The sequence below is a fragment of the Bacillus sp. JK62 genome (genome assembly GCF_053663455.1).
Genome location: NZ_JBSJQA010000005.1, coordinates 31,876 through 51,164, shown reverse-complemented (window position 1 = coordinate 51,164; position 19,289 = coordinate 31,876). Strand labels below are relative to the sequence as shown.

Below are 19,289 nucleotides of genomic sequence, written 5' to 3'. Positions count from 1 at the left end.
CGGGGCTTTCTTTTCGGCTCATTAAAGTCCGATAGACATGTATTTGGTTTCCAGGTACGGTTCAATGCCTTCCGTACCGCCTTCACGGCCGATGCCGCTTTCTTTCATTCCTCCGAACGGCGCTTGAACCGCGGACGGACCGCCGTCATTCCAGCCGATGATGCCGTATTCAAGCTGTTCAGAAATATAGATGCCGCGGCGGTAGTTTTCTGTGAAGAAATAAGCCGCAAGCCCGAACGGCGTATCGTTCGCAAGCTTGATCGCTTCATCAATATCTGAGAACGTAACGATCGGCGCAACCGGGCCGAAAGTTTCTTCATGCATGATGTTCATGGATGTGTCTACATTTGAAAGCACGGTCGGCGTCACGAAATAGCATCCTTTTTCATCGTTTTGGTCATACGTTCCGCCCGTCAGCACTTCTGCGCCTTTTTCCACGGCGTCATTAATTTGGCCGACGATTTTATCGAAGCCTTTTTTGTTGATGACAGGGCCGACATTTACGCCTTTTTCAAGACCGTTTCCGACTTTGAGTTTCGCAGCTTCTTCACTCAGTTTTTTCGCAAACTCGTCTTTCACGGATTCGTGTACGATCAGACGGTTCGCACAGACGCAGGTTTGGCCGGCATTTCTGAATTTAGAGGCCATTGTTTGGGCTACCGCCAGATCAAGATCAGCGTCTTCATCCACGATCAGCGGCGCATGTCCGCCAAGCTCCATTGACATATGTTTTACGGTGTCGGCGCTGTTTTTCATCAGAATTTTGCCGACAGGCGTTGAGCCGGTAAAGGTAATTTTGCGGATTTTCGGGCTGCTGGTGAAGACGTTTCCGATTTCGGCTCCGTCACCGATCACCACTTGCAGCACGTCCTTCGGAATTCCCGCTTCATATGCGAGACGCGCAAGGGCGTAAGCGGAAAGCGGCGTATCCTCCGCCGGTTTGATGATGAACGTACAGCCTGCCGCCAAAGCGGGCGCGGCTTTTCTTGTAATCATCGCATTCGGGAAATTCCACGGCGTAATCGCGGCTACCGGGCCGACCGCCTGACGGGTGACGACAATCCGTTTGCCCGTTGTCGGCGCAGGTACGGTTCTGCCGTAAATCCGTTTTGCTTCTTCAGCGAACCATTCAATATAGCCGGCGCCGTATAAAACTTCTCCGACCGCTTCTTCGTACGGTTTGCCGTTTTCTTTCGTAATTAATTCCGCAAGTTCTTCTTTATTTTCAACAATCAGCTCATACCATTTTCTCAAAAGTGAGGCACGTTCTCCCGCTGATGTTTTGGACCATGATTGAAACGCTTGATGTGAACGTTCAATCGCTTTTTCAACATCTTCGGCCGTCTGCTGGGGGATGCTTTCGATCGCCTCTCCCGTTGCCGGGTTGTACACTGTTAATTGTTCTGGCATATTGAACATTCCTTTCTTTCCTATAGTAAAACCATTGAATGCTTGTTGATGTATCTCACACTTTCATGATAGCAGACACATCCGGCGGCATTCCAATAATTGAACTCACAGAGCTGCTTCGATAATGGAAAGGCCTTCTTTGAGCTGCTCATCCGTCACGACAAGCGGCGTCAGGAATCTGATAATGTTGCCGTTAATGCCGGCCGTCAGCAGCAGCAGTCCGTTCTCGTTCGCCGTTTTAGCGATCGCCGCGGCTTTTGCTTTGTCCGGTTCCCGCGTGTGCGGATCTTTGACAATTTCGATGGCCGCCATCGCGCCGAGTCTGCGCACTTCTCCGATGCAGGCATGCTCTTTTTTCCACTCGAGCGCTTGATGCTCGATGATGCGGCCGATCTCTTCGGAACGCTGATTCAGCCCTTCTTCTTCTATAATATCCAGGACGGCGAGCGCAGCCGCACAGCCGAGCGGGCTTCCCGCATATGTGCCCCCGAGTTCCCCCGGCGCGGCGGCATCAAGCATTTCCGCCCGGCCGATGACTCCGCTCAGCGGCAATCCGGCTGCAAGTGATTTGGATACGGTGATCAAATCAGGGACGGCTTCGAAATGTTCAATCGCAAAATACGTTCCCGTTCTGGCAAAACCGGTCTGAATCTCATCCGCTACAAAAACGATACCGTGTTTTTTACAAAAAGCGGCGACGTGCTGCACGAAACGTTTTGAAGGAATGATGAAGCCGCCTTCTCCCTGAACCGGCTCCATTACGACACAGGCGACGGTTTCCGGTGCAACTGCGGCGATAAAGAAATCCTCAAAAGCGCTGATGATAAAGTCGTCATACTGCTCGTCGCTCATGCCGGCCGGCTTTTGATAATAGTAAGGAAACGGCGCCTGATACACCTCTGAGGCAAACGGGCCGAAACCGAATTTATAAGGCTTCACCTTGCTCGTCATGCTCATCGTCATGTTCGTGCGGCCGTGGAACCCTCTTGTAAATGACACGACAGCCTGGCGCTTCGTATATTTTCTGGCGATTTTCACGGCGTTTTCCACCGCTTCCGCCCCCGAATTGAGAAAAATCGCTTTTTTCGCATGATCTCCCGGCGCAATGCCGCAAAGTTTTTCGGCCAGCTCAATATAAGACGGATACATCATGACGTTAAATCCCGGGTGAATCAGATCCTCCGCCTGTTTCTTCACGGCCTCCACCACTTTCGGATGGGAATGGCCGACATTCAGCGTTCCGATCGCTCCGGCAAAATCAATGAATCGTCTGCCGTCCAAATCGTACAAAAGCGCCCCTTCCCCTTTTACCGCCATGCTGCGGTTTCCGTTGCCGACCCCCTTGGAAACGAATTGATCCCGTTTTTGCTGCCACTGGGCTGTTGTCACTTCCGATGATGCTGTTCGACTCATAGATTGCATCCCCCTGCATTGTTTTCTTATCATTCTGACTTCTTTTTGGTATGATGAAAAGTACCAAAATCAATTTTTCTATGGTATCAGAAAGGAGCAGGGTCTGGATGCTGACGATTTCCATTGATCATTCGGAAACGGCGGATTATATCTATCAGCAGATCTATCAGCACATAAAAGCGGCCGTTTTGAAACGCAGCCTGATGCCTCATACAAAGGTGCCGTCTAAACGGGAGCTTGCCGAGACGCTGAAGGTCAGCGTGAATTCAGTGAATTCAGCTTATCAGCAGCTGCTTTCGGAAGGTTATTTATATGCAGTCGAAAGAAAAGGCTTTTTCGTGGAGGAAATTGATACGGTTTATCATGAAGAAACGCCTTCGCTCTCATTGCCTGAAGATTTAAAAGAGCGGGAGCCGGATAAGAGCGGCTGGATTTCGTTTTCTCATATGAGCGTGGATACGGCGCATTTTCCCCTGAAAAGCTGGTTCCGCTGTGAGCATAAAGCAGCCGCCCGTTCATTTCATACACTCGGAGACCTCGTCCATCCGCAAGGCTTATATGAAGTCCGTGAAACCATTTCGCGGCTTATTTCCCTGACAAGGGGCGTTACATGCCGCCCGGAACAAATCGTGCTCGGGGCGGGCACGCAAATGCTGATGCAGCTGCTGACGGAACTGCTGCCAAAAGACGCGCTGTACGCCATGGAGAACCCGGGATATATGAGGATGTACCGGCTGCTGCAAAACCTCGGGAAAAAGGTTGCGACGATCAGCCTTGATGAAAAAGGCATGTCCATGGCCGAAATCGAAAAACGCCGGCCCTGTGTATTGATCACCACGCCTTCCCATCAATTCCCCTCAGGCGTGATCATGCCCGCTTCCCGGCGGATTCAGCTTTTAAACTGGGCCGCCGAACAGAACGGCCGCTTCATCATTGAAGATGATTATGACAGTGAATTTAAATATGACGCCGATACGATACCGGCGCTTCAAAGCCTTGACCGGTTTCAAAATGTCATCTACATGGGGACCTTTTCAAAATCCCTTTTCCCAGGTCTGCGCATCAGCTATATGGTTCTGCCGCCCGGGCTTTTGCGGACGTTCAAAGAGAGAACGTATGACCTGCATACGTGCAGCACGCTTGCCCAGCTCGCGCTGAAAGAATTTATCGACTCAGGTGAATATCAGAAACATATTAAAAAGATGAAGCAGCATTATAAGAACATGCGGGAACGCCTCATTTCGGCTTTGGAAGAAACATTCGGAGAAAGAATCAGTGTAAAGGGCGCCAATGCGGGGCTTCATTTTGTCACTGAGTTTGACTGCGCCCGTTCAGAAAAAGAGATATTGGCACGGGCTGATGCAGAACAGCTCGATCTGTTTGCGATGAGCCGGTTCCGTCTGAAAACGGGAGGCGATTCAAATAAGCCCCAGCTCATTCTGGGGTTCGCCCGCCTGAAGGAGAGCGATATTCAAGAAGGCGTCCTCAGGCTTTACCGGGCGGTTTTCGGCGCATAAAAAAACCCCCGGAATTCGGGGACTTATTTACCAGCGGTCCGGTTCTGTCTGCAAAATCGCCTCCAGCAGGCCGGGAAACGCCGCTTGTAAATCATCTTTGCGCAGGGAATAATAACGGTGCTTCCCGTCTATGCGCACTTGGGCGATCCCCGCTTCCCGCAGCACTTTGAAGTGATGGGACAGCGTTGATTTGGCGACCCGGACATCAGCGCAGGTACCGCACGTTTTTTCTGTTGTTTCCGCCAATTGTTTGACCAGCTCTAAGCGGAGCGGATCACTCAGAGCATGAAGAACCTTTGTCAGCTGTAAGCGGTCGGTTTCAGGATGGTTTGGAATGTTCATGAGTCAAATGTAACACATAAAAGCGGCGGGTGACAATTTAGGCGGTGAGGGTTTTTCCTTTACCATTCACTGCGAAACATGTTACAGTTAGTTCGATAATATTCGAACTATAACAAATAAACCCAATCAGGAGGAATAACAATGATCGTCTTACAGGCTTACATGAAAGTAAAAGCGGATAAACGCGAGGAATTTTTAGGAGAAGCGCAATCACTTGTTCAGCATTCACGCGCGGAAGAAGGAAATGTGCAATACGACCTTTTCGAAAAAGTCGGTGAGGAAAATACATTCGTTATGCTTGAGCAATGGAAAGATGAAGAAGCGATGAAATTCCACAACGCAACTGACCATTTCCAAGGATTCGTGGCAAAAGCAAAAGAAGTGCTGAGTGCGCCGCTTGACGTCGTCCGCACAGAACTGTCAGAGTAACGAAAGGATGAATGACATGAACGAAGTCCTTCAAATATTAACAGACCACCGTTCCATCCGCAGCTACACAGATGAACCCGTATCGGATGATCAGCTGGATCTTATCATCCAAGCAACTCAGGCAGCGCCGACTTCCATTAACGGCCAGCAATTTACCGTTATTGCGGTGAAAGATAAGGAGCGGAAGAAAAAAATATCCGAATTGGCCGGCGGCCAGCCGTGGATTGACCAAGCGCCGGTTTTCCTTTTATTCTGCGCTGATTTTAACCGCGCCAAAATTGCGCTTGAAGAATATAATGATACACCGCTTGAGATCACGAACGGTTTAGAGTCCGTTCTAGTCGGAGCCGTAGATGTCGGGATTGCGCTGGGTACGGCAACGGCTGCGGCTGAATCAATGGGACTCGGCACTGTGCCGATCGGCGCCGTGCGCGGCAAGCCTGACGAACTCATTGAATTGCTGAAACTTCCGAAATACGTTTTCCCGGTTTCCGGTCTCGTCATCGGCCATCCGGCAGACCGCTCCGCGAAAAAACCGCGTCTGCCGCAAGCAGCCGTTCTGCATCATGAAACGTATCAAGAAGAAGATTTAAGAACCCATATCGAGGCCTATGACAAGCAGATGTCCGAATACATGAAAAAACGCACCGACGGACAGGAAACAAGAAACTGGTCACAAAGCATCACTTCCTACTATAAGCAGGTTTATTATCCTCACATTCGTGAAATGCTTGAAAAACAAGGATTTAAGACGGATAAATAAACGTATCAGCCTGCCGGAACACTCCGGCAGGTTTTTTCTATTTCTCAAACAAAAGCGTTGACACTATGTGAAAATTTTTGTTAATATTTTCATCATATACTCATTGGTTTTCTGTGAACCGATGGGTTTTCTATTGTGACGAAAGAAGGAATCTGGGCTTATGAATGATAAGAAAACGGATATTCTGCTGGCGGCAAGGAAGCTTTTTTCCGGGAAAAGCTTTTCGTCGGTTTCGATGCAGGCGATCGCAGAGGAGTGCAAAGTCTCCAAAGCATCTTTATATAAGCTGTTTGAATCAAAGGAAGACCTGCTCCTGGAGCTGCTCGATTTTAACCAGAAACAGATGGTAGCGGCCGCTTCATTATTGAATGAAGAAACGAGCCTCTCCCCTGAGGAACGGTTTGCCAAAAAACTGATGGCTGAGCTTGAAGGCTTCAGGCGCAATCAGCAGTTTTTTAATATGCTGATGTACGGAAGCCCCTCTTCCATTAATGAGCGGGTAAAACGGCATATTCACAGGGCCCGCTCCACCTTTATCTGCTGGCATCGCGATTCACTGATTCAGACGTACGGCGAAGACATTATTCCTTATGTATGGGAGCTGGTGATCGTCCTGCAGGGGCTCCTGAGAGAATGCATCACGCTGATTAAGCTGGAAAAAGAACCGCTCGCTCTGGAGCCGCTCACGGACTTTATCATCCGCCATCTCAATCTCATCGTCGAAAACAGGAAAACCGAAACGGCTTTGCCTCAGGAGATGATTGACCTTTATACCGCCTCCGCTTCCTCATTTGAGCCGAAAGACAAAACCGTATTGCTGGCTGAAAGCCTGAAGGAACTGAAAGAAGCTGTCTCAGCCCTTCCGGAGGAAAAATATGATGCCGCAGGACTCACTTCCGCGGCGGTTATGCTGGAGAAAGAATCAGCGGACAAACAGCCGCGGGATTTTCTTATAAAAGCGCTCATCGGTTATTTGGAGCAGGCCGGACCGCTGCACCAGCCGCTTGCAGCCGTTAAAACATTGCTCAAACTATAAAGAAAGAAGGAATCAGCTTGAATAAGAGTATTGAAACTGCACCATACAACCGCTCTGTCATTGTCGGGATTCTTTTGGCGGGAGCGTTCGTCGCCATTTTGAACCAGACACTGCTTATCACGGCGCTGCCCCACATTATGAATGACTTCAATATAGACGCCAACAAAGCGCAATGGCTGACAACATCGTTTATGCTGACAAACGGGATTTTGATTCCGATTACCGCATTTTTAATAGAGAAATTTACGAGCCGCACCCTCCTGATTTCCGCTATGAGTATTTTTACGGCGGGCACCATTGTCGGCGCATTCGCCCCGAACTTTCCGGTGCTCTTAACGGCCCGGATTATTCAGGCGGCCGGCGCCGGAATTATGCTTCCGCTCATGCAGACGGTATTTCTCACGATTTTCCCGATGGAAAAGCGCGGCCGCGCCATGGGTATGGTCGGCTTGGTTATTTCGTTCGCGCCGGCGATCGGCCCGACGCTTTCCGGATGGGCGGTTGAAGCATTCTCTTGGCGGTCTTTGTTTTACATCATCTTCCCGATCGCAGTCATCGATTTGCTTTTAGCGATTATTCTGATGAAAAACGTCACGACATTACGAGAAACACAGATTGATATTTTATCCGTGATCTTATCGACCCTCGGATTCGGCGGGCTGCTTTACGGCTTCTCAAGCGCCGGTTCCTCAGGATGGACCAGTACTGAAGTGCTGACTTCGCTGCTTGTCGGAGCGGCCGCGCTGATTTTCTTTATCGCAAGACAGATGAAGCTCAAAAAACCGATGCTGGAATTCCGTGTGTTTTCTTTCGGGATTTTCAGCCTGACCACCCTGCTCGGAACGCTTGTTTTCGCGCTGCTGATCGGAACGGAAACCATTCTCCCGCTTTACACGCAAAAGGTCCGGGGCGTATCCGCGTTTGATACCGGATTAATGCTTTTGCCGGGCGCGATTGTGATGGGGATGATGTCTCCGTTTATCGGCCGGGTGTTTGACAGAATCGGAGGAAAAGGCCTTGCGATGACCGGATTCTTCATCATCCTGCTCACGTCCCTGCCGTTTATGAATCTGACGGACTCGACGTCTCTCATTTGGATTGTCGTCGTTTATACCGCGCGGCTTTTGGGAACAGCCATGATTATGATGCCGGTGACGACAGCAGGAATCAATGCCCTGCCGCGCCACTTAATTCCGCACGGCACAGCCATGAACAATACCGTCCGCCAAGTCGGCGGTTCTATCGGTACGGCGCTGCTCGTTTCCGTGATGAGCAGCCAGGCCGCGCACGCCAATGCGTCAACTCCGGCAAACGCTGCCCTGCACGGCATGAATGCGGCATTTGTTGTAGCCGCCTGCATCGCGCTGGCCGGCTTCCTCCTATCTTTTACATTGAAGAAAAAACCGCGTCAGCCCGAGCAGCAGCAGGCCGTTACGCGGTAAACCAAAAAGATCCCGATCACGTATGTGACCGGGTTCTTTTTTTACTTCTCGATTCCGTCTTTTACTTCTTTCACCATTTGCGCCATGGATTCCAGGCCGCCTCCTGATAAATACCATGTAGCTGAATCAAGGTAGACAACATGGTTGTTTTTCACGGCTTTCACCGATTTTACATAATCATTTTCAACCACTTGTTTTGTTGAAGATTTTGTGCCGATCGCTGTTCCGCGGTCAACGACAAACATGTAATCAGGGTTTGTTTTGGCGATATATTCATAGGAAATGCTTTGTCCGTGCAGTGAGGCTTCGATGTTTTTGTCAGCCGGTTTGACGCCGAACACATCATGAATGAAGCCGTATCTTGATTTAGATCCGAACGCGCTGATTTTGCCGTCGTTCGCCATCACCACTAACCCGTTTTTATCCGTGCTGCTTGTCTTTTTCTTCAGATCGGCAATGGATTTGTCGATTTTCGCAAGCTTATCTTTCACTTCATTTTCTTTGTTAAAGATTTTGCCGATCACTTCAGTGTTTTGCTTGAATCTGTCAACGTAGTTTGTATAGTCATCATCAAGATAAATCGTCGGCGCGATTTTTGAGAACTCTTTATAAGAATCAGATTGTCTGTGGGCGATAATGATTAAATCCGGATCAATATCCGCGACTTTTTCAAAATCCGGTTCTTTTAAACCGCCGGTATTGGCGTATTTATCACTATTATATGAAGATAAGTATTTTGGAAGGTTTTGTTTCGGAAGTCCCGCCACGTGATCCTGTAAACCGAGTTCATCCATCGTGTCCAGCATTCCGAAGTTGAATACGACGACTTTTTTCGGATTCTTCGGCACTTTGACTCCTTCTTTGTTCAGATCATCTTTGATTGTGATTGTTTCTTTTGATTTGCCTGATGTTTTGTCCCCGTTTCCGCATGCAGAAACAACAAAAATCGTAACTAGCGCAATGAATAGCAATGCGAATTTTTTCATGACTTTCACCTCATCTGGTTTTTAAGAAAAGTACACACCGATCCGCTGACTGTCAATCTCTTGAATCGGGATGGTCATATCATAAATATCTTCAAGCACGGAGGTTTCAATGATCTCCTCCGCCGGCCCTTCTTTGACGATCCGGCCGTTTTTCAGTGCGACGATATGGTCTGAATATACGGATGCGAAGTTGATATCGTGAATCACTACGACGACCGTTTTTCCGAAGTCTTCCACAAGCCGCTTCAACAGCTTCATCATTTCAACGGAATGCTTCATATCTAAATTGTTCAGCGGCTCATCGAGAAAAATATAGTCCGTATCCTGAGCGATGATCATCGCGATAAACGCCCTCTGACACTGGCCTCCGCTGAGCTGATCGAGGTATTTATCCTTTAAGTCATCCAGCTTCATATAACTGAGGGCCTGATTGATATGCACCCAATCTTCATCCGTCAGTTTCCCCTGGGAATACGGAAATCTGCCGAAGCTGACCAGGTCTTTAATCGTCAGTCTTATATTGATTTGGTTCGTCTGCTTCAGGATGCTGATTTTTTTCGCCAGATCGTTGCTTTTACAGGCCCCGATCTCTTGCCCGTCGACCGTGATTTCTCCGGAATCCGTCTTAATCAGCCGGCTCATGATAGACAGCAGCGTGCTTTTTCCCGCGCCGTTCGGACCGATAAACGAGGTGAGCCTGCCCTTTTGAATGGATAGAGACGTTTTCTCAAGGACGACTTTCCCTCCGTATTGTTTGCTTACATTTTTGACCTCTACCATGATTTATTCTCCTTTAACAGCAGATAGATAAAATAAATCCCGCCGGCAAAATTAATGATGACGCTCAGCGTCGTGGAAAACGTGAACACTTTCTCCACGACGAACTGACCCCCGACGAGCGCGACGATGCTGATCAGGACGGAACCCGCGATTAAATACGTGTGCCTGTAGGTTTTTAAAAACTCTCTCGCCAGATTGACGACAAGCAGTCCTAAAAACATAATCGGCCCGACAAGAGCTGTAGAGACAGACACAAGAATGGCAACGACGATGAGCATCTGTTTCACAAGCTTATCGTAATCAATCCCAAGGTTGACGGCGTGCTCCCTGCCGAGCGACAGCACGTCAAAAAACCGCGTGAACCGCCAGACATAAATGCCTGTCAGAAGAAAGACAGCACCGGCAAATCCTAAAAGATCGGTGTTGATATTGTTAAAGCTGGCAAACATTTTGTCCTGAACAACCTGGAACTCATTCGGATCAATCAGCATCTGCATAAAGGATGACAGACTATTGAACAGCGTGCCGAACACGACGCCGACAAGCAGAAGGAAAAACACGTTCCGCCCCTCGCCTTTAAACATGAGCTGATACAAAACGAGTGACAAGAGCACCATCAGCCCGACGGAGATGACGAAATTAAGATTTTTGTTCATCATGACGATATTCATTGAACCGAACAGGAACACGATGACGGTCTGAATGAGCATATACAGGGAATCGAGGCCTAAAATGCCCGGTGTCAGTATGCGGTTATTTGTAATCGTCTGGAAGATGACCGTTGAAAACGCGATCGCTCCTCCGGTGAGCATCATGGCAAGCACTTTGAAGCATCGTCTCGGCAGGGAGTATTCCCAATTGCCCAGTCCGTAGAACAGAAAGAATCCGATACATATCATGGCGAGCGCCGCCAGCAGCGTAATTTTTTTATTATGACTCATATGCTTTTCTCCTTAACAGCATATACAGGAAGATGCCGCTGCCGATAACACCGACCATCAGGCCGATGGAAATTTCGTACGGGAAGATGATCACCCTTCCCAAAATGTCGCAAAACAGCACAAAAACAGCGCCCAAGAGAGCGGTGTGAGGCAGGCTGCTCCTCAGGTTGTCCCCTTTGTAAATCGACACCATATTGGGAATGATCAAACCGAGAAACGGCAGCATCCCGACGGTCAGGATCACCAGTGAAGCGATGAGCGACACGATAATCAGACCGATATTGACGACGCGTTTGTATTTCAGGCCGAGATTGACGGAAAAGCTCTCTCCCATTCCCGCCACCGTAAATTTATCCGCATAGACATAAGCGATGATCACCAGCGGGATACTCAGATATAAAAGCTCATACCGGCCTTTGACGACCAGTGAGAAATCTCCCTGCAGCCAAGATGACAGGTTTTGGATCAGGTCGTATTTATATGCGATAAACGTGGCGATTGAGCTGACGATATTCCCAAGCATTAAACCGACGAGAGGAATAAAAATCGCATCATTGAACTTGATTCTCTCGAGGATTTTCATGAAAAGGAAATTTCCCGCCAACGCGAAAATAAAAGCGATAGACATTTTCACAAGCGGGCTCGCTGACGTAAAAAGCATTAATGAAATCAAAATTCCGAGCCTTGCCCAGTCCATCGTTCCCGCAGTCGTCGGCGATACAAATTTATTCCGGCTGATCTGCTGCATGATTAATCCGCAGATGCTCAGGCTCATGCCGGCGATGATAATGCTCACCAAACGCGGCAGCCGGCTGTCAAACAATGTACCTGCCTGTTCTTTATTTAAATGAAAAATATCCAGCGGCGACAAATCTTCTACACCGATAAATATAGAAGTACACGCCAAAACCGCCAGTAGCAAAAGTAAGTAACGTAGCTTCATGCTGCCTCCCTGCACCCATCACAAACGGTATGACTGATTGCCAAACAACTCCCATATATCCCCACTCGTAATGATTATCATTATCAACGACAACTATAATCTTATCATCTTTCCAAGCGCAGTCAATACAGTTTTGCTTTCAAAAGGGGTCATCCGCGGGCCGTACACTAAATTGTTTTACAATCAGTCTATCAAGAATTTGCAGGATTTTCTATAACCTTCATTTGGCTGCTTATCATTTTTTGCACATGATGACACGCTTGAGGGAAAAAAATCTGACAAACAGCGGCAAAATTCCTCCAGGAAAATACAAATGTTCTCCCTGCGTAGAAAAAATCCTTGATTTACATGTTTGAAAGAGAGATAATAAAATTAAATTTGTGAGAAAATTTAAATATTAGGGGATGTAAATCATGAAAGTTGTAAAATTCGGAGGCAGCTCTCTTGCGTCAGGAGCCCAGCTTGAGAAAGTGTTTCAAATCGTGACGGCTGACCCCTCGCGGAAAGCCGTCGTCGTATCGGCGCCGGGAAAACGCTTCTCGGACGATACAAAGGTGACGGATCTGTTAATCAGCTGTGCGGAGCATTATTTGCAAAAAGGTGCAGCGCCCGAGCTTGCCGAACCGGTCATTGAACGGTACGCCGCCATCGCGCGTGAGCTGAACCTGGATTTCTCTATTATAGAAAGAATCCGCAGTGACCTATTCGCTCTTTTAAACAGCAGCAAAGCCAATCCCGATCAGTATATGGATGCGGTGAAAGCGAGCGGCGAGGACAACAACGCGAAGCTGATCGCAGCCTACTTCCGATGGCAGGGCGTGAAAGCGGAATACGTAAGTCCGAAAGAAGCGGGGCTGTTTGTGACGAATGAACCCGGAAGCGCGCAGGTGCTCCCTGAATCTTATGATCATTTGTACCGTCTGAGAAACCGTGAAGGCTTGATCATTTTTCCGGGATTTTTCGGTTACACGAAGGAGCATGAGATTGTGACGTTTTCCCGGAGCGGTTCTGATATTACCGGCTCCATTCTCGCCAGCGGCTTAAAAGCCGACCTGTACGAAAACTTTACTGATGTGGACGCCGTCTATTCCGTCAACCCGTCGATCGTGCGGCACCCGAAAGAAATTAACGAACTGACGTATCGGGAAATGCGTGAGCTCTCCTATGCCGGATTTTCCGTTTTTCATGATGAAGCGCTGATTCCCGCATTTCGGGCCGGCATCCCCGTTCAGATTAAGAATACGAATAATCCGGATGCGAAAGGAACGCGCGTCGTCAGCAGCCGTGACAATACGAACGGGCCAGTCATCGGCATCGCAAGCGACACGGGCTTTTGCAGCATTTACATAAGCAAATATTTAATGAACCGGGAAATCGGTTTCGGCCGCAAAGCCCTTCACATTTTGGAGGAAGAAGGATTGACGTATGAACACGTTCCATCCGGCATTGACGACATCACGATCATCCTTCGGCACGATCAGATGGACTCAGAACTGGAACACAGGCTCGTCACCCGTCTGAAGCAGGAACTTCAAGCAGATGAAGTCACAGTCAGGCACAATCTGGCGCTGATTATGGTCGTCGGGGAAGCGATGCGCCATAATGTCGGCACAACCGCCAGGGCATCCAAAGCACTGTCCGAAGCCGGCGTCAACATCGAGATGATCAATCAGGGGTCATCGGAAGTCAGCATGATGTTCGGGGTGAAAGAAGAACAGGAAAAACAAGCGGTGCGGGCGCTGTATGACGAGTTTTTTGCCGGAGTCTTACTCTCATAGGACACCGCCTCTTTTTTCTCTTGTCCACTAATATCCCTTACAAAGCAGCTTCTTTTACATATTGTATGGTATAGACAATATGGAGGTGAAGCTCATGTCAGGATATTCTGGAATCAGCTCTTTCGCTTTGATCGTTGTTTTATTTATCCTGTTGGTTATTGTAGGTACTGCCTATGTTGGCGGTTTCTAAGCATCACTCCGTCTATATGAGGACGCTGCGGGTTTTGACCTGCGGCGTTTTCTTTTGTTTTCCGCCGCTGTCCAAGTCCGGCCGCGCAAAAAAAAAGACTGCCGGGAACATTCCCGGGCAGTCTTTTCCTTTGTTCAGGTTATTTTCTTCTCACGTCATTCCTCTTTCAGCTACATGGAATTCAGCCTGATCTGTCTGGCCTGCACCTGTCACTGTAAAAATCGCGGCGGCTGCTAAACAAATAACAAACCATTTAGATTTCAATTTCATACAAACCCTCACTCCTTTGTATTTGTTTCCTTGCCTCTTCGACTTTCAGAAAATAGTCAGAAGAAATCTTAAAGCAATTTTGTTCATAGTAATATTTAGCTGCTTCTAGTGCTAAATCCTCTATATCGGCGTATAAATTTTTATCTTCCAGGTAACGGAAACATGCGCTGATTTTTTCCTCATCCGGTTTCGCCTGATACAGAGCCTGCAGCCATTCGAATTTTACCGTGTAAACGGGATCGTCTGTTTCTTTAGCATATTCATATCCCCGCTTGTGATATTCCGACGCTTTTTCTTTTTTTCCGAGTTTAAAGTAAATGAGTGTGATTAGAAAATATGCTTGAGGAAGAGAATTGACGATTCTTTGTGATTCAAATGTATCAACCGCCCGTTCAAAGTACGGAATCGCTTCGCCGATGCGGTCCTGATTGTAGTAGCACAGTCCGAGGTTATACAGCGCCCTCCCGACAAGCTGCGCTTTTTGTTCTTTTTCGGCCATTTGCAGAGCGTGCTGAAAATGTTTGGCCGCCTGTTCAAAGCGCCTTTCATCCATTAAATTGACGCCGAATACAAAATGGCATTGAATGATCCGGACGTTATATGTGTCCTGCTCTACGTAAATTTCATAAGCGTTTTTTATATGTATCAAAGAAAAATACGTTTGTTTCATATGATAATAAGCTTCGGCCACTTTAAAATAAAACTCCGCCCGTTCCACGTGGTCCGAAACGAAGGCCAGTTTTTTCTCAGCTTGTTTATAATACGTAATCGCTGAGATAAATTCTCTTTTATCAAATTCAAACATGCCTTTGAAAAAGTTGACGTAATAATCGAGAAGCCCTTTGAGGCCGGCCTGGCTGTTATCAATGTTATCAAGAATTTCCGACAGGGTCGGCTGGTCTTCTATCTTCAGTTTTTCCAGCGGCTCCAAGTAGTCCAGCATCAGCTGATGGCGAAATTCCATGAGGGAATAATAAAGCACTAAGTTTGAATCAGGCTCCATACGGTCAAGCTCTTGTTTGATCTCGGCCTTCAAGATCTCCGCATCCGGCACGCTGAATGTTCTGATGTATCGATACCACTCGTTAATTTTCTGCCCGACTGCTGAAGAAGGAATTAACCCGCTCTTCATTCCTTCACCCTCCCCATCCAAGACCTGTTTACCAGTTATTTTATCACGTTTCCGTGTCTTTCCATCCCGAAAAACACGCAAACTTTGTTTCGGCAGAGCGCAATTTTCCGAGTGAAGATAAAACAGCCGGCAGCCAGACGGGACTGCCGGTTTCAAGATGATTCATGTTTCGTATTCAGCGGAAGGCGGATTGTAAAGGTCGTGCCTTTTCCTTTTTCGCTGTCAATATCTATCGTGCCCTTGTGCATTTCGACGAGCTGCCTGACGATGGACAGGCCGAGTCCGTATTCGCCGTATGCCGTATTCGTCCGGGACACGTCCGCCTTATAAAACCGCTCCCATATATGCTCAATTTCCTCTTTGGAGATGCCGATTCCGGTGTCTTCGATTTCAATCACCGTTTCTTTATAGCCTTCATACCCGCGCAGCGTGATGTCTCCGTTTTGCGTAAATTGAATGCTGTTTTTCGTGATGTTGACGAGAATCTGGATCAGCCTGTCATAATCGGCGAACACTTTGACGCCGTCCTTCACCTGAATCCGCAGCTGATTTTGTTTTTCCTCCGCCTGCTGATTGAGATGCTCTTTAATAATTTCAAACACCTCGATGAGCGGCAGACTGAGCTTGTCCAGTTTGATTTGCTGGGATCTGATTTTTTCATAATCCAGGTTTTCTTTCACGAGCCTGAGCATCCGCTTCGTTTCTTCACTGATCAGAGAGAAGCATTTCTCTTTATCTTTTTCCGGGATGGTGTTGCTGTTAAGCCCCTCCACAAGTCCGTTAATGGTCGTCAAAGGCGTTCTCAGCTCATGGGAGACATCGGCGATAAATTGGCGCCTCCGTTTTTCTAGGCGGTCAATCTGCTCTCTCGATTGCTTCAGATTTTTGGCCATGATGTTGAAATCGGACGCCAGCATGCCGATTTCATCGCCGCCGCTGTTCTTGAGCGAAATATCGTAATCACCGGACGCCACTTTTCCGGTCGCATCCCGCAATGTCTGAATCCGCTTGACGTGAAATTTAGATAAAAGCCAGCTCAGCAGAATCGTGATGATAAGGGTGCTGATGATCGCGTAAATCATATAGCGGTTGACCTGGCTGATCATCTGTTCGACCCCTCTGACGGGAGACACAAGCAGCACCGCGCCTTTAAATTGATTGTTGATCAAAAGCGGTTTTGCGACAAGCGACACTTCCAAGCCTTCCGTATTAAAACGGTTCATCTCCGCTCTGATCTGAACGGTTTTCCCTTGCTTCAGCATGTGCCACTCTTTACTTTTCAGCTTCTCGCGCGGCGGCATATCGTCAGGAAAAAAGTACGGCCGCTGATGTTCATCAAAAATAATAAATCTGGTCTCGCGCGTTTTTAACATGTCCTGATACGGATACAGGCGGCGCAGATCAAGATCGCGTCCGTTCAGCTCACTTGTGATCTGCTGGGCGTAAGAAGACAGCTCATCCACTTTATTTTGATACGCAAAATCTTTCACAAAATGCGAAAACAGGGAAATGATGATGAAAAAGGCCAAAATCAAAATGCTGACATGGCTTAACAGCAGCTGATATAAGTATTTAATCCTCATCAAATTTGTATCCTACCCCCCACACCGTGTATAAAAACGGTTTTTCGTCACTGGACAGTTTTTTGCGCAGCCGTTTAATATGAACATCAACCGTACGTTCATCGCCGTAAAATTGATACCCCCACACCTGCTCAAGCAGCTGCTCTCTCGAAAAGACCTGGCGCGGATTTTGTGCGAGATAAAAGAGCAGATCGAATTCCTTCGGCGTCAGATTCTCGACAGGCTTTCCGTGCAGAAACACTTCCCGCGTCTTCTTATTGATTGAAAAACACGCCGTTTCGATCAAGTCGTCGCTTTTTACGGCCTGCCCCGTCGCCCGGTATCTTCTGATCACCGCTTTAATCCGCGCTACTAGCGTCAGCGGGCTGAACGGCTTGGTGACATAGTCGTCGGCCCCCATTTCAAACCCGATCACCTGATCAGACTCCGTGTCCTTTGCGGTCAGCATAATAATCGGCACACTGCTCGTCTCTCTTATTTTCCGGCAGATCGTCACTCCGTCCATAGATGGAAGCATAATATCCAGAATGACCAAATCCCAGTCCTCTTCCGTGAACCGCTGATAGCCTTCCACTCCGTCATGGACAAATTCGGCTTCAAATCCTTCTTTAAAAAAGAACATTTCCGTCATGGTGCATACGCTTATATTGTCTTCTATCATTAATATCTTCATTGGTTCCTCCGCTTATCTTGACGCTTTTACTTATAATAGCACCATTTTACCCGGATATTTTCGGGTTTCACAATTGTTAGTTTTTATTTCATCACCCGGAAATAGTTTGTTCATATTTTTTTCACACATTTCTCCTACTATATACATATCGGATAACCGGTTCTAAAGAAGGTCGGTTTTACAAGATCTGACACCCACACGGAGGAACAGACATGAACTTTATAAAAAGAGCCTTTTGGAGCATGAAGGCAAAAAAGGGAAAAACGTTTTTGCAGCTGGTTGTGTTTTCAGTGATTTGCATTTTTGTCCTGTCCGGTCTTACGATCCAGTCAGCGGCAAAGAAATCAAGCGAACTGGCAAGGCAGCAGCTCGGCGGGAGCGTCACACTCCAGGCTGACCGCCAAAAGCAAATGTCGCAGCAGCAAAAAGACGGTGAAAAGAGGACGTTTGAATCAGCGCCGATTTCCGTCTCGGATGCCAAGAAACTTACATCTTTACAGCACGTTAAAAATTACAACTTCCTCACGGCAGCGTCAGCAAACGCAGAAAGCTTTGACGCGATAAAAAGCTCAGGCGAATCAGCCGATAACAGTTCCGGCGGAAGCCGTTTTCAAGGCGGCGGAAGACAGATGATTTCAGCGGACATTTCGGTCGAAGGCGTGCTCTCTACGGCGCTGCTTGATGATTTCACAGGCGGGAGCTCAAAAATCACTGACGGCCGCGCCATCACAAAAACAGATGCGGACGCAAAAGTCGCAGTGATCAATGAAACGCTGGCAGATCAAAACAAGCTGAAGGTCGGCGGCTCCATTACGGTTTCCTCAGCAGCGGATGATTCTGTGAGTACAAAGCTTAAAATTGTGGGAATTTATAAAACAACATCATCAGGAGACGATCAGGCAGAGCATTTTTCATTCTTAAATCCTGACAATAAAATCTATACGCCTTACACCGCCGCGGCGGCGTTAAAAGGGTCTGATAACAAAAACAAAATCAGCTCAGCCGTTTATTATATGGATGATGCAAAATATATTGACTCATTCGTTGCGGCTGCGAAAAAAACATCTATAGATGATAAAACCTACACGCTGACGACAAATGATCAGGTGTATCAGCAAATGGTCGGCCCGATTGAAAATGTCGCGTCATTTTCTAAAAACGTGGTGTACCTTGTATCCATCGCGGGGGCGGTCATTCTCGGGTTGATCGTGATGATGTCGATCAGGGAACGCAAGTATGAAATGGGTGTCTTAATGGCGATCGGCGAAAAGCGCTGGAAGCTCATCGGACAATTCTTAACGGAAATTCTGATTGTCGCGGTTATCGCCATCGGGATCGCATCCGTCACGGGCAGCCTTGTGGCGAATCAGCTCGGAAATCAGCTTCTTTCCCAGCAGGTCAGCTCAGCCGATGATTCACAGCAGCAAACAAGCGGCTGGGGCGGAGGAGAAATGCCGCGGGGAGGCGGCATGTTCGGTCAGCATTCATCCGGTGCAGATGTCATCAGTACAATGCAGGTAAACGTTTCGCTGAATGACCTTCTGATTCTCGGCGGGATCGGCGTCGCAATTGCCGTCATCGCCACATTACTGCCGTCTGTATCAGTCATGCGGCTTCACCCTAAAACGATCCTGACCAAGCAGGAATAAGAGGAGGCAGCA

The 19,289-nt window shown here is 47.9% G+C and carries 19 protein-coding genes; 8 read left to right on the top strand and 11 right to left on the bottom strand.

Annotated features, from left to right (window positions below):
* Positions 1-21: 21 nt before the first annotated feature.
* Both gabD and gabT read right to left on the bottom strand, forming a co-directional pair.
* The gene (gene gabD, locus ACWJJ4_RS12655) at positions 22-1,410 is read right to left on the bottom strand and encodes a succinate-semialdehyde dehydrogenase (protein ID WP_003156319.1); all 1,389 of its coding nucleotides are present in this window, start codon (positions 1,408-1,410) and stop codon (positions 22-24) included.
* 105 nt (positions 1,411-1,515) lie between these two features.
* On the bottom strand, positions 1,516-2,823 hold the full coding sequence (gabT, locus tag ACWJJ4_RS12650) for a 4-aminobutyrate--2-oxoglutarate transaminase (RefSeq protein ID WP_025649992.1): 1,308 nt from the start codon (positions 2,821-2,823) through the stop codon (positions 1,516-1,518).
* A 107-nt stretch (positions 2,824-2,930) separates the two neighbouring features.
* Between gabT and gabR the strand changes: the two genes are divergently transcribed.
* The gene (gene gabR / locus ACWJJ4_RS12645) at positions 2,931-4,340 is read left to right on the top strand and encodes a MocR-like transcriptional regulator GabR (protein WP_077721799.1); all 1,410 of its coding nucleotides are present in this window, start codon (positions 2,931-2,933) and stop codon (positions 4,338-4,340) included.
* 27 nt (positions 4,341-4,367) lie between these two features.
* On the opposite strand, the gene ACWJJ4_RS12640 is transcribed toward gabR, so the two are convergent.
* A complete protein-coding gene (locus tag ACWJJ4_RS12640) occupies positions 4,368-4,682 on the bottom strand; it encodes an ArsR/SmtB family transcription factor (RefSeq protein ID WP_003156322.1) in 315 nt (104 codons plus the stop codon).
* Between the two features lie 141 nt (positions 4,683-4,823).
* Between ACWJJ4_RS12640 and ACWJJ4_RS12635 the strand changes: the two genes are divergently transcribed.
* From ACWJJ4_RS12635 to ACWJJ4_RS12620, 4 genes are all read left to right on the top strand, one after another.
* A complete protein-coding gene (locus ACWJJ4_RS12635; protein ID WP_003156323.1) occupies positions 4,824-5,111 on the top strand; it encodes a putative quinol monooxygenase in 288 nt (95 codons plus the stop codon).
* 16 nt (positions 5,112-5,127) lie between these two features.
* Positions 5,128-5,874 (top strand): oxygen-insensitive NADPH nitroreductase, encoded by a 747-nt coding sequence (gene nfsA, locus ACWJJ4_RS12630; protein WP_436335394.1) that lies wholly within the window; start codon positions 5,128-5,130, stop codon positions 5,872-5,874.
* 160 nt (positions 5,875-6,034) lie between these two features.
* The gene (locus ACWJJ4_RS12625) at positions 6,035-6,910 is read left to right on the top strand and encodes a TetR/AcrR family transcriptional regulator (RefSeq protein ID WP_070081363.1); all 876 of its coding nucleotides are present in this window, start codon (positions 6,035-6,037) and stop codon (positions 6,908-6,910) included.
* A 17-nt stretch (positions 6,911-6,927) separates the two neighbouring features.
* Entirely contained in the window at positions 6,928-8,352 is a 1,425-nt protein-coding gene (locus tag ACWJJ4_RS12620; RefSeq protein ID WP_063636989.1) for an MDR family MFS transporter, read from the top strand.
* A gap of 41 nt (positions 8,353-8,393) precedes the next feature.
* Here ACWJJ4_RS12620 and ACWJJ4_RS12615 read toward each other — a convergent pair whose 3' ends face one another.
* From ACWJJ4_RS12615 to ACWJJ4_RS12600, 4 genes are read right to left on the bottom strand one after another with little or no spacing between them, the layout of a single operon-like run.
* A complete protein-coding gene (locus ACWJJ4_RS12615; RefSeq protein WP_003156329.1) occupies positions 8,394-9,338 on the bottom strand; it encodes a siderophore ABC transporter substrate-binding protein in 945 nt (314 codons plus the stop codon).
* Between the two features lie 21 nt (positions 9,339-9,359).
* On the bottom strand, positions 9,360-10,118 hold the full coding sequence (locus ACWJJ4_RS12610; protein ID WP_022552588.1) for an iron ABC transporter ATP-binding protein: 759 nt from the start codon (positions 10,116-10,118) through the stop codon (positions 9,360-9,362).
* Entirely contained in the window at positions 10,112-11,059 is a 948-nt protein-coding gene (locus tag ACWJJ4_RS12605; protein WP_007410274.1) for an iron chelate uptake ABC transporter family permease subunit, read from the bottom strand. The genes ACWJJ4_RS12610 and ACWJJ4_RS12605 overlap by 7 nt, the downstream gene beginning before the upstream one ends.
* Positions 11,049-12,002 (bottom strand): ABC transporter permease, encoded by a 954-nt coding sequence (locus tag ACWJJ4_RS12600; protein ID WP_003156332.1) that lies wholly within the window; start codon positions 12,000-12,002, stop codon positions 11,049-11,051. The genes ACWJJ4_RS12605 and ACWJJ4_RS12600 overlap by 11 nt, the downstream gene beginning before the upstream one ends.
* A 413-nt stretch (positions 12,003-12,415) precedes the next feature.
* Here ACWJJ4_RS12600 and ACWJJ4_RS12595 point away from each other — a divergent pair, with 413 nt between their 5' ends.
* Both ACWJJ4_RS12595 and ACWJJ4_RS12590 read left to right on the top strand, forming a co-directional pair.
* Complete coding sequence (locus ACWJJ4_RS12595; protein WP_454021679.1) at positions 12,416-13,780, top strand: aspartate kinase; 1,365 nt, start codon at positions 12,416-12,418, stop codon at positions 13,778-13,780.
* 79 nt (positions 13,781-13,859) lie between these two features.
* The gene (locus tag ACWJJ4_RS12590; protein WP_369719092.1) at positions 13,860-13,970 is read left to right on the top strand and encodes a YjcZ family sporulation protein; all 111 of its coding nucleotides are present in this window, start codon (positions 13,860-13,862) and stop codon (positions 13,968-13,970) included.
* 150 nt (positions 13,971-14,120) lie between these two features.
* Here ACWJJ4_RS12590 and ACWJJ4_RS12585 read toward each other — a convergent pair whose 3' ends face one another.
* The 4 genes from ACWJJ4_RS12585 to ACWJJ4_RS12570 form a co-directional block, all read right to left on the bottom strand.
* Positions 14,121-14,240, bottom strand: a complete 120-nt coding sequence (locus ACWJJ4_RS12585) for a PhrC/PhrF family phosphatase-inhibitory pheromone (protein ID WP_003156334.1) — start codon at positions 14,238-14,240, stop codon at positions 14,121-14,123.
* Entirely contained in the window at positions 14,224-15,372 is a 1,149-nt protein-coding gene (locus ACWJJ4_RS12580) for a Rap family tetratricopeptide repeat protein (RefSeq protein ID WP_003156336.1), read from the bottom strand. Before ACWJJ4_RS12580 ends, ACWJJ4_RS12585 begins: the two co-directional genes overlap by 17 nt.
* 152 nt (positions 15,373-15,524) lie before the next feature.
* Positions 15,525-16,958 (bottom strand): ATP-binding protein, encoded by a 1,434-nt coding sequence (locus ACWJJ4_RS12575; RefSeq protein ID WP_454021678.1) that lies wholly within the window; start codon positions 16,956-16,958, stop codon positions 15,525-15,527.
* Positions 16,945-17,628, bottom strand: coding sequence for a response regulator transcription factor (locus ACWJJ4_RS12570; protein WP_014416901.1), 684 nt, complete (start codon positions 17,626-17,628; stop codon positions 16,945-16,947). Before ACWJJ4_RS12570 ends, ACWJJ4_RS12575 begins: the two co-directional genes overlap by 14 nt.
* A gap of 212 nt (positions 17,629-17,840) precedes the next feature.
* Between ACWJJ4_RS12570 and ACWJJ4_RS12565 the strand changes: the two genes are divergently transcribed.
* The gene (locus ACWJJ4_RS12565) at positions 17,841-19,277 is read left to right on the top strand and encodes an ABC transporter permease (RefSeq protein ID WP_076851411.1); all 1,437 of its coding nucleotides are present in this window, start codon (positions 17,841-17,843) and stop codon (positions 19,275-19,277) included.
* Positions 19,278-19,289: the final 12 nt, after the last annotated feature.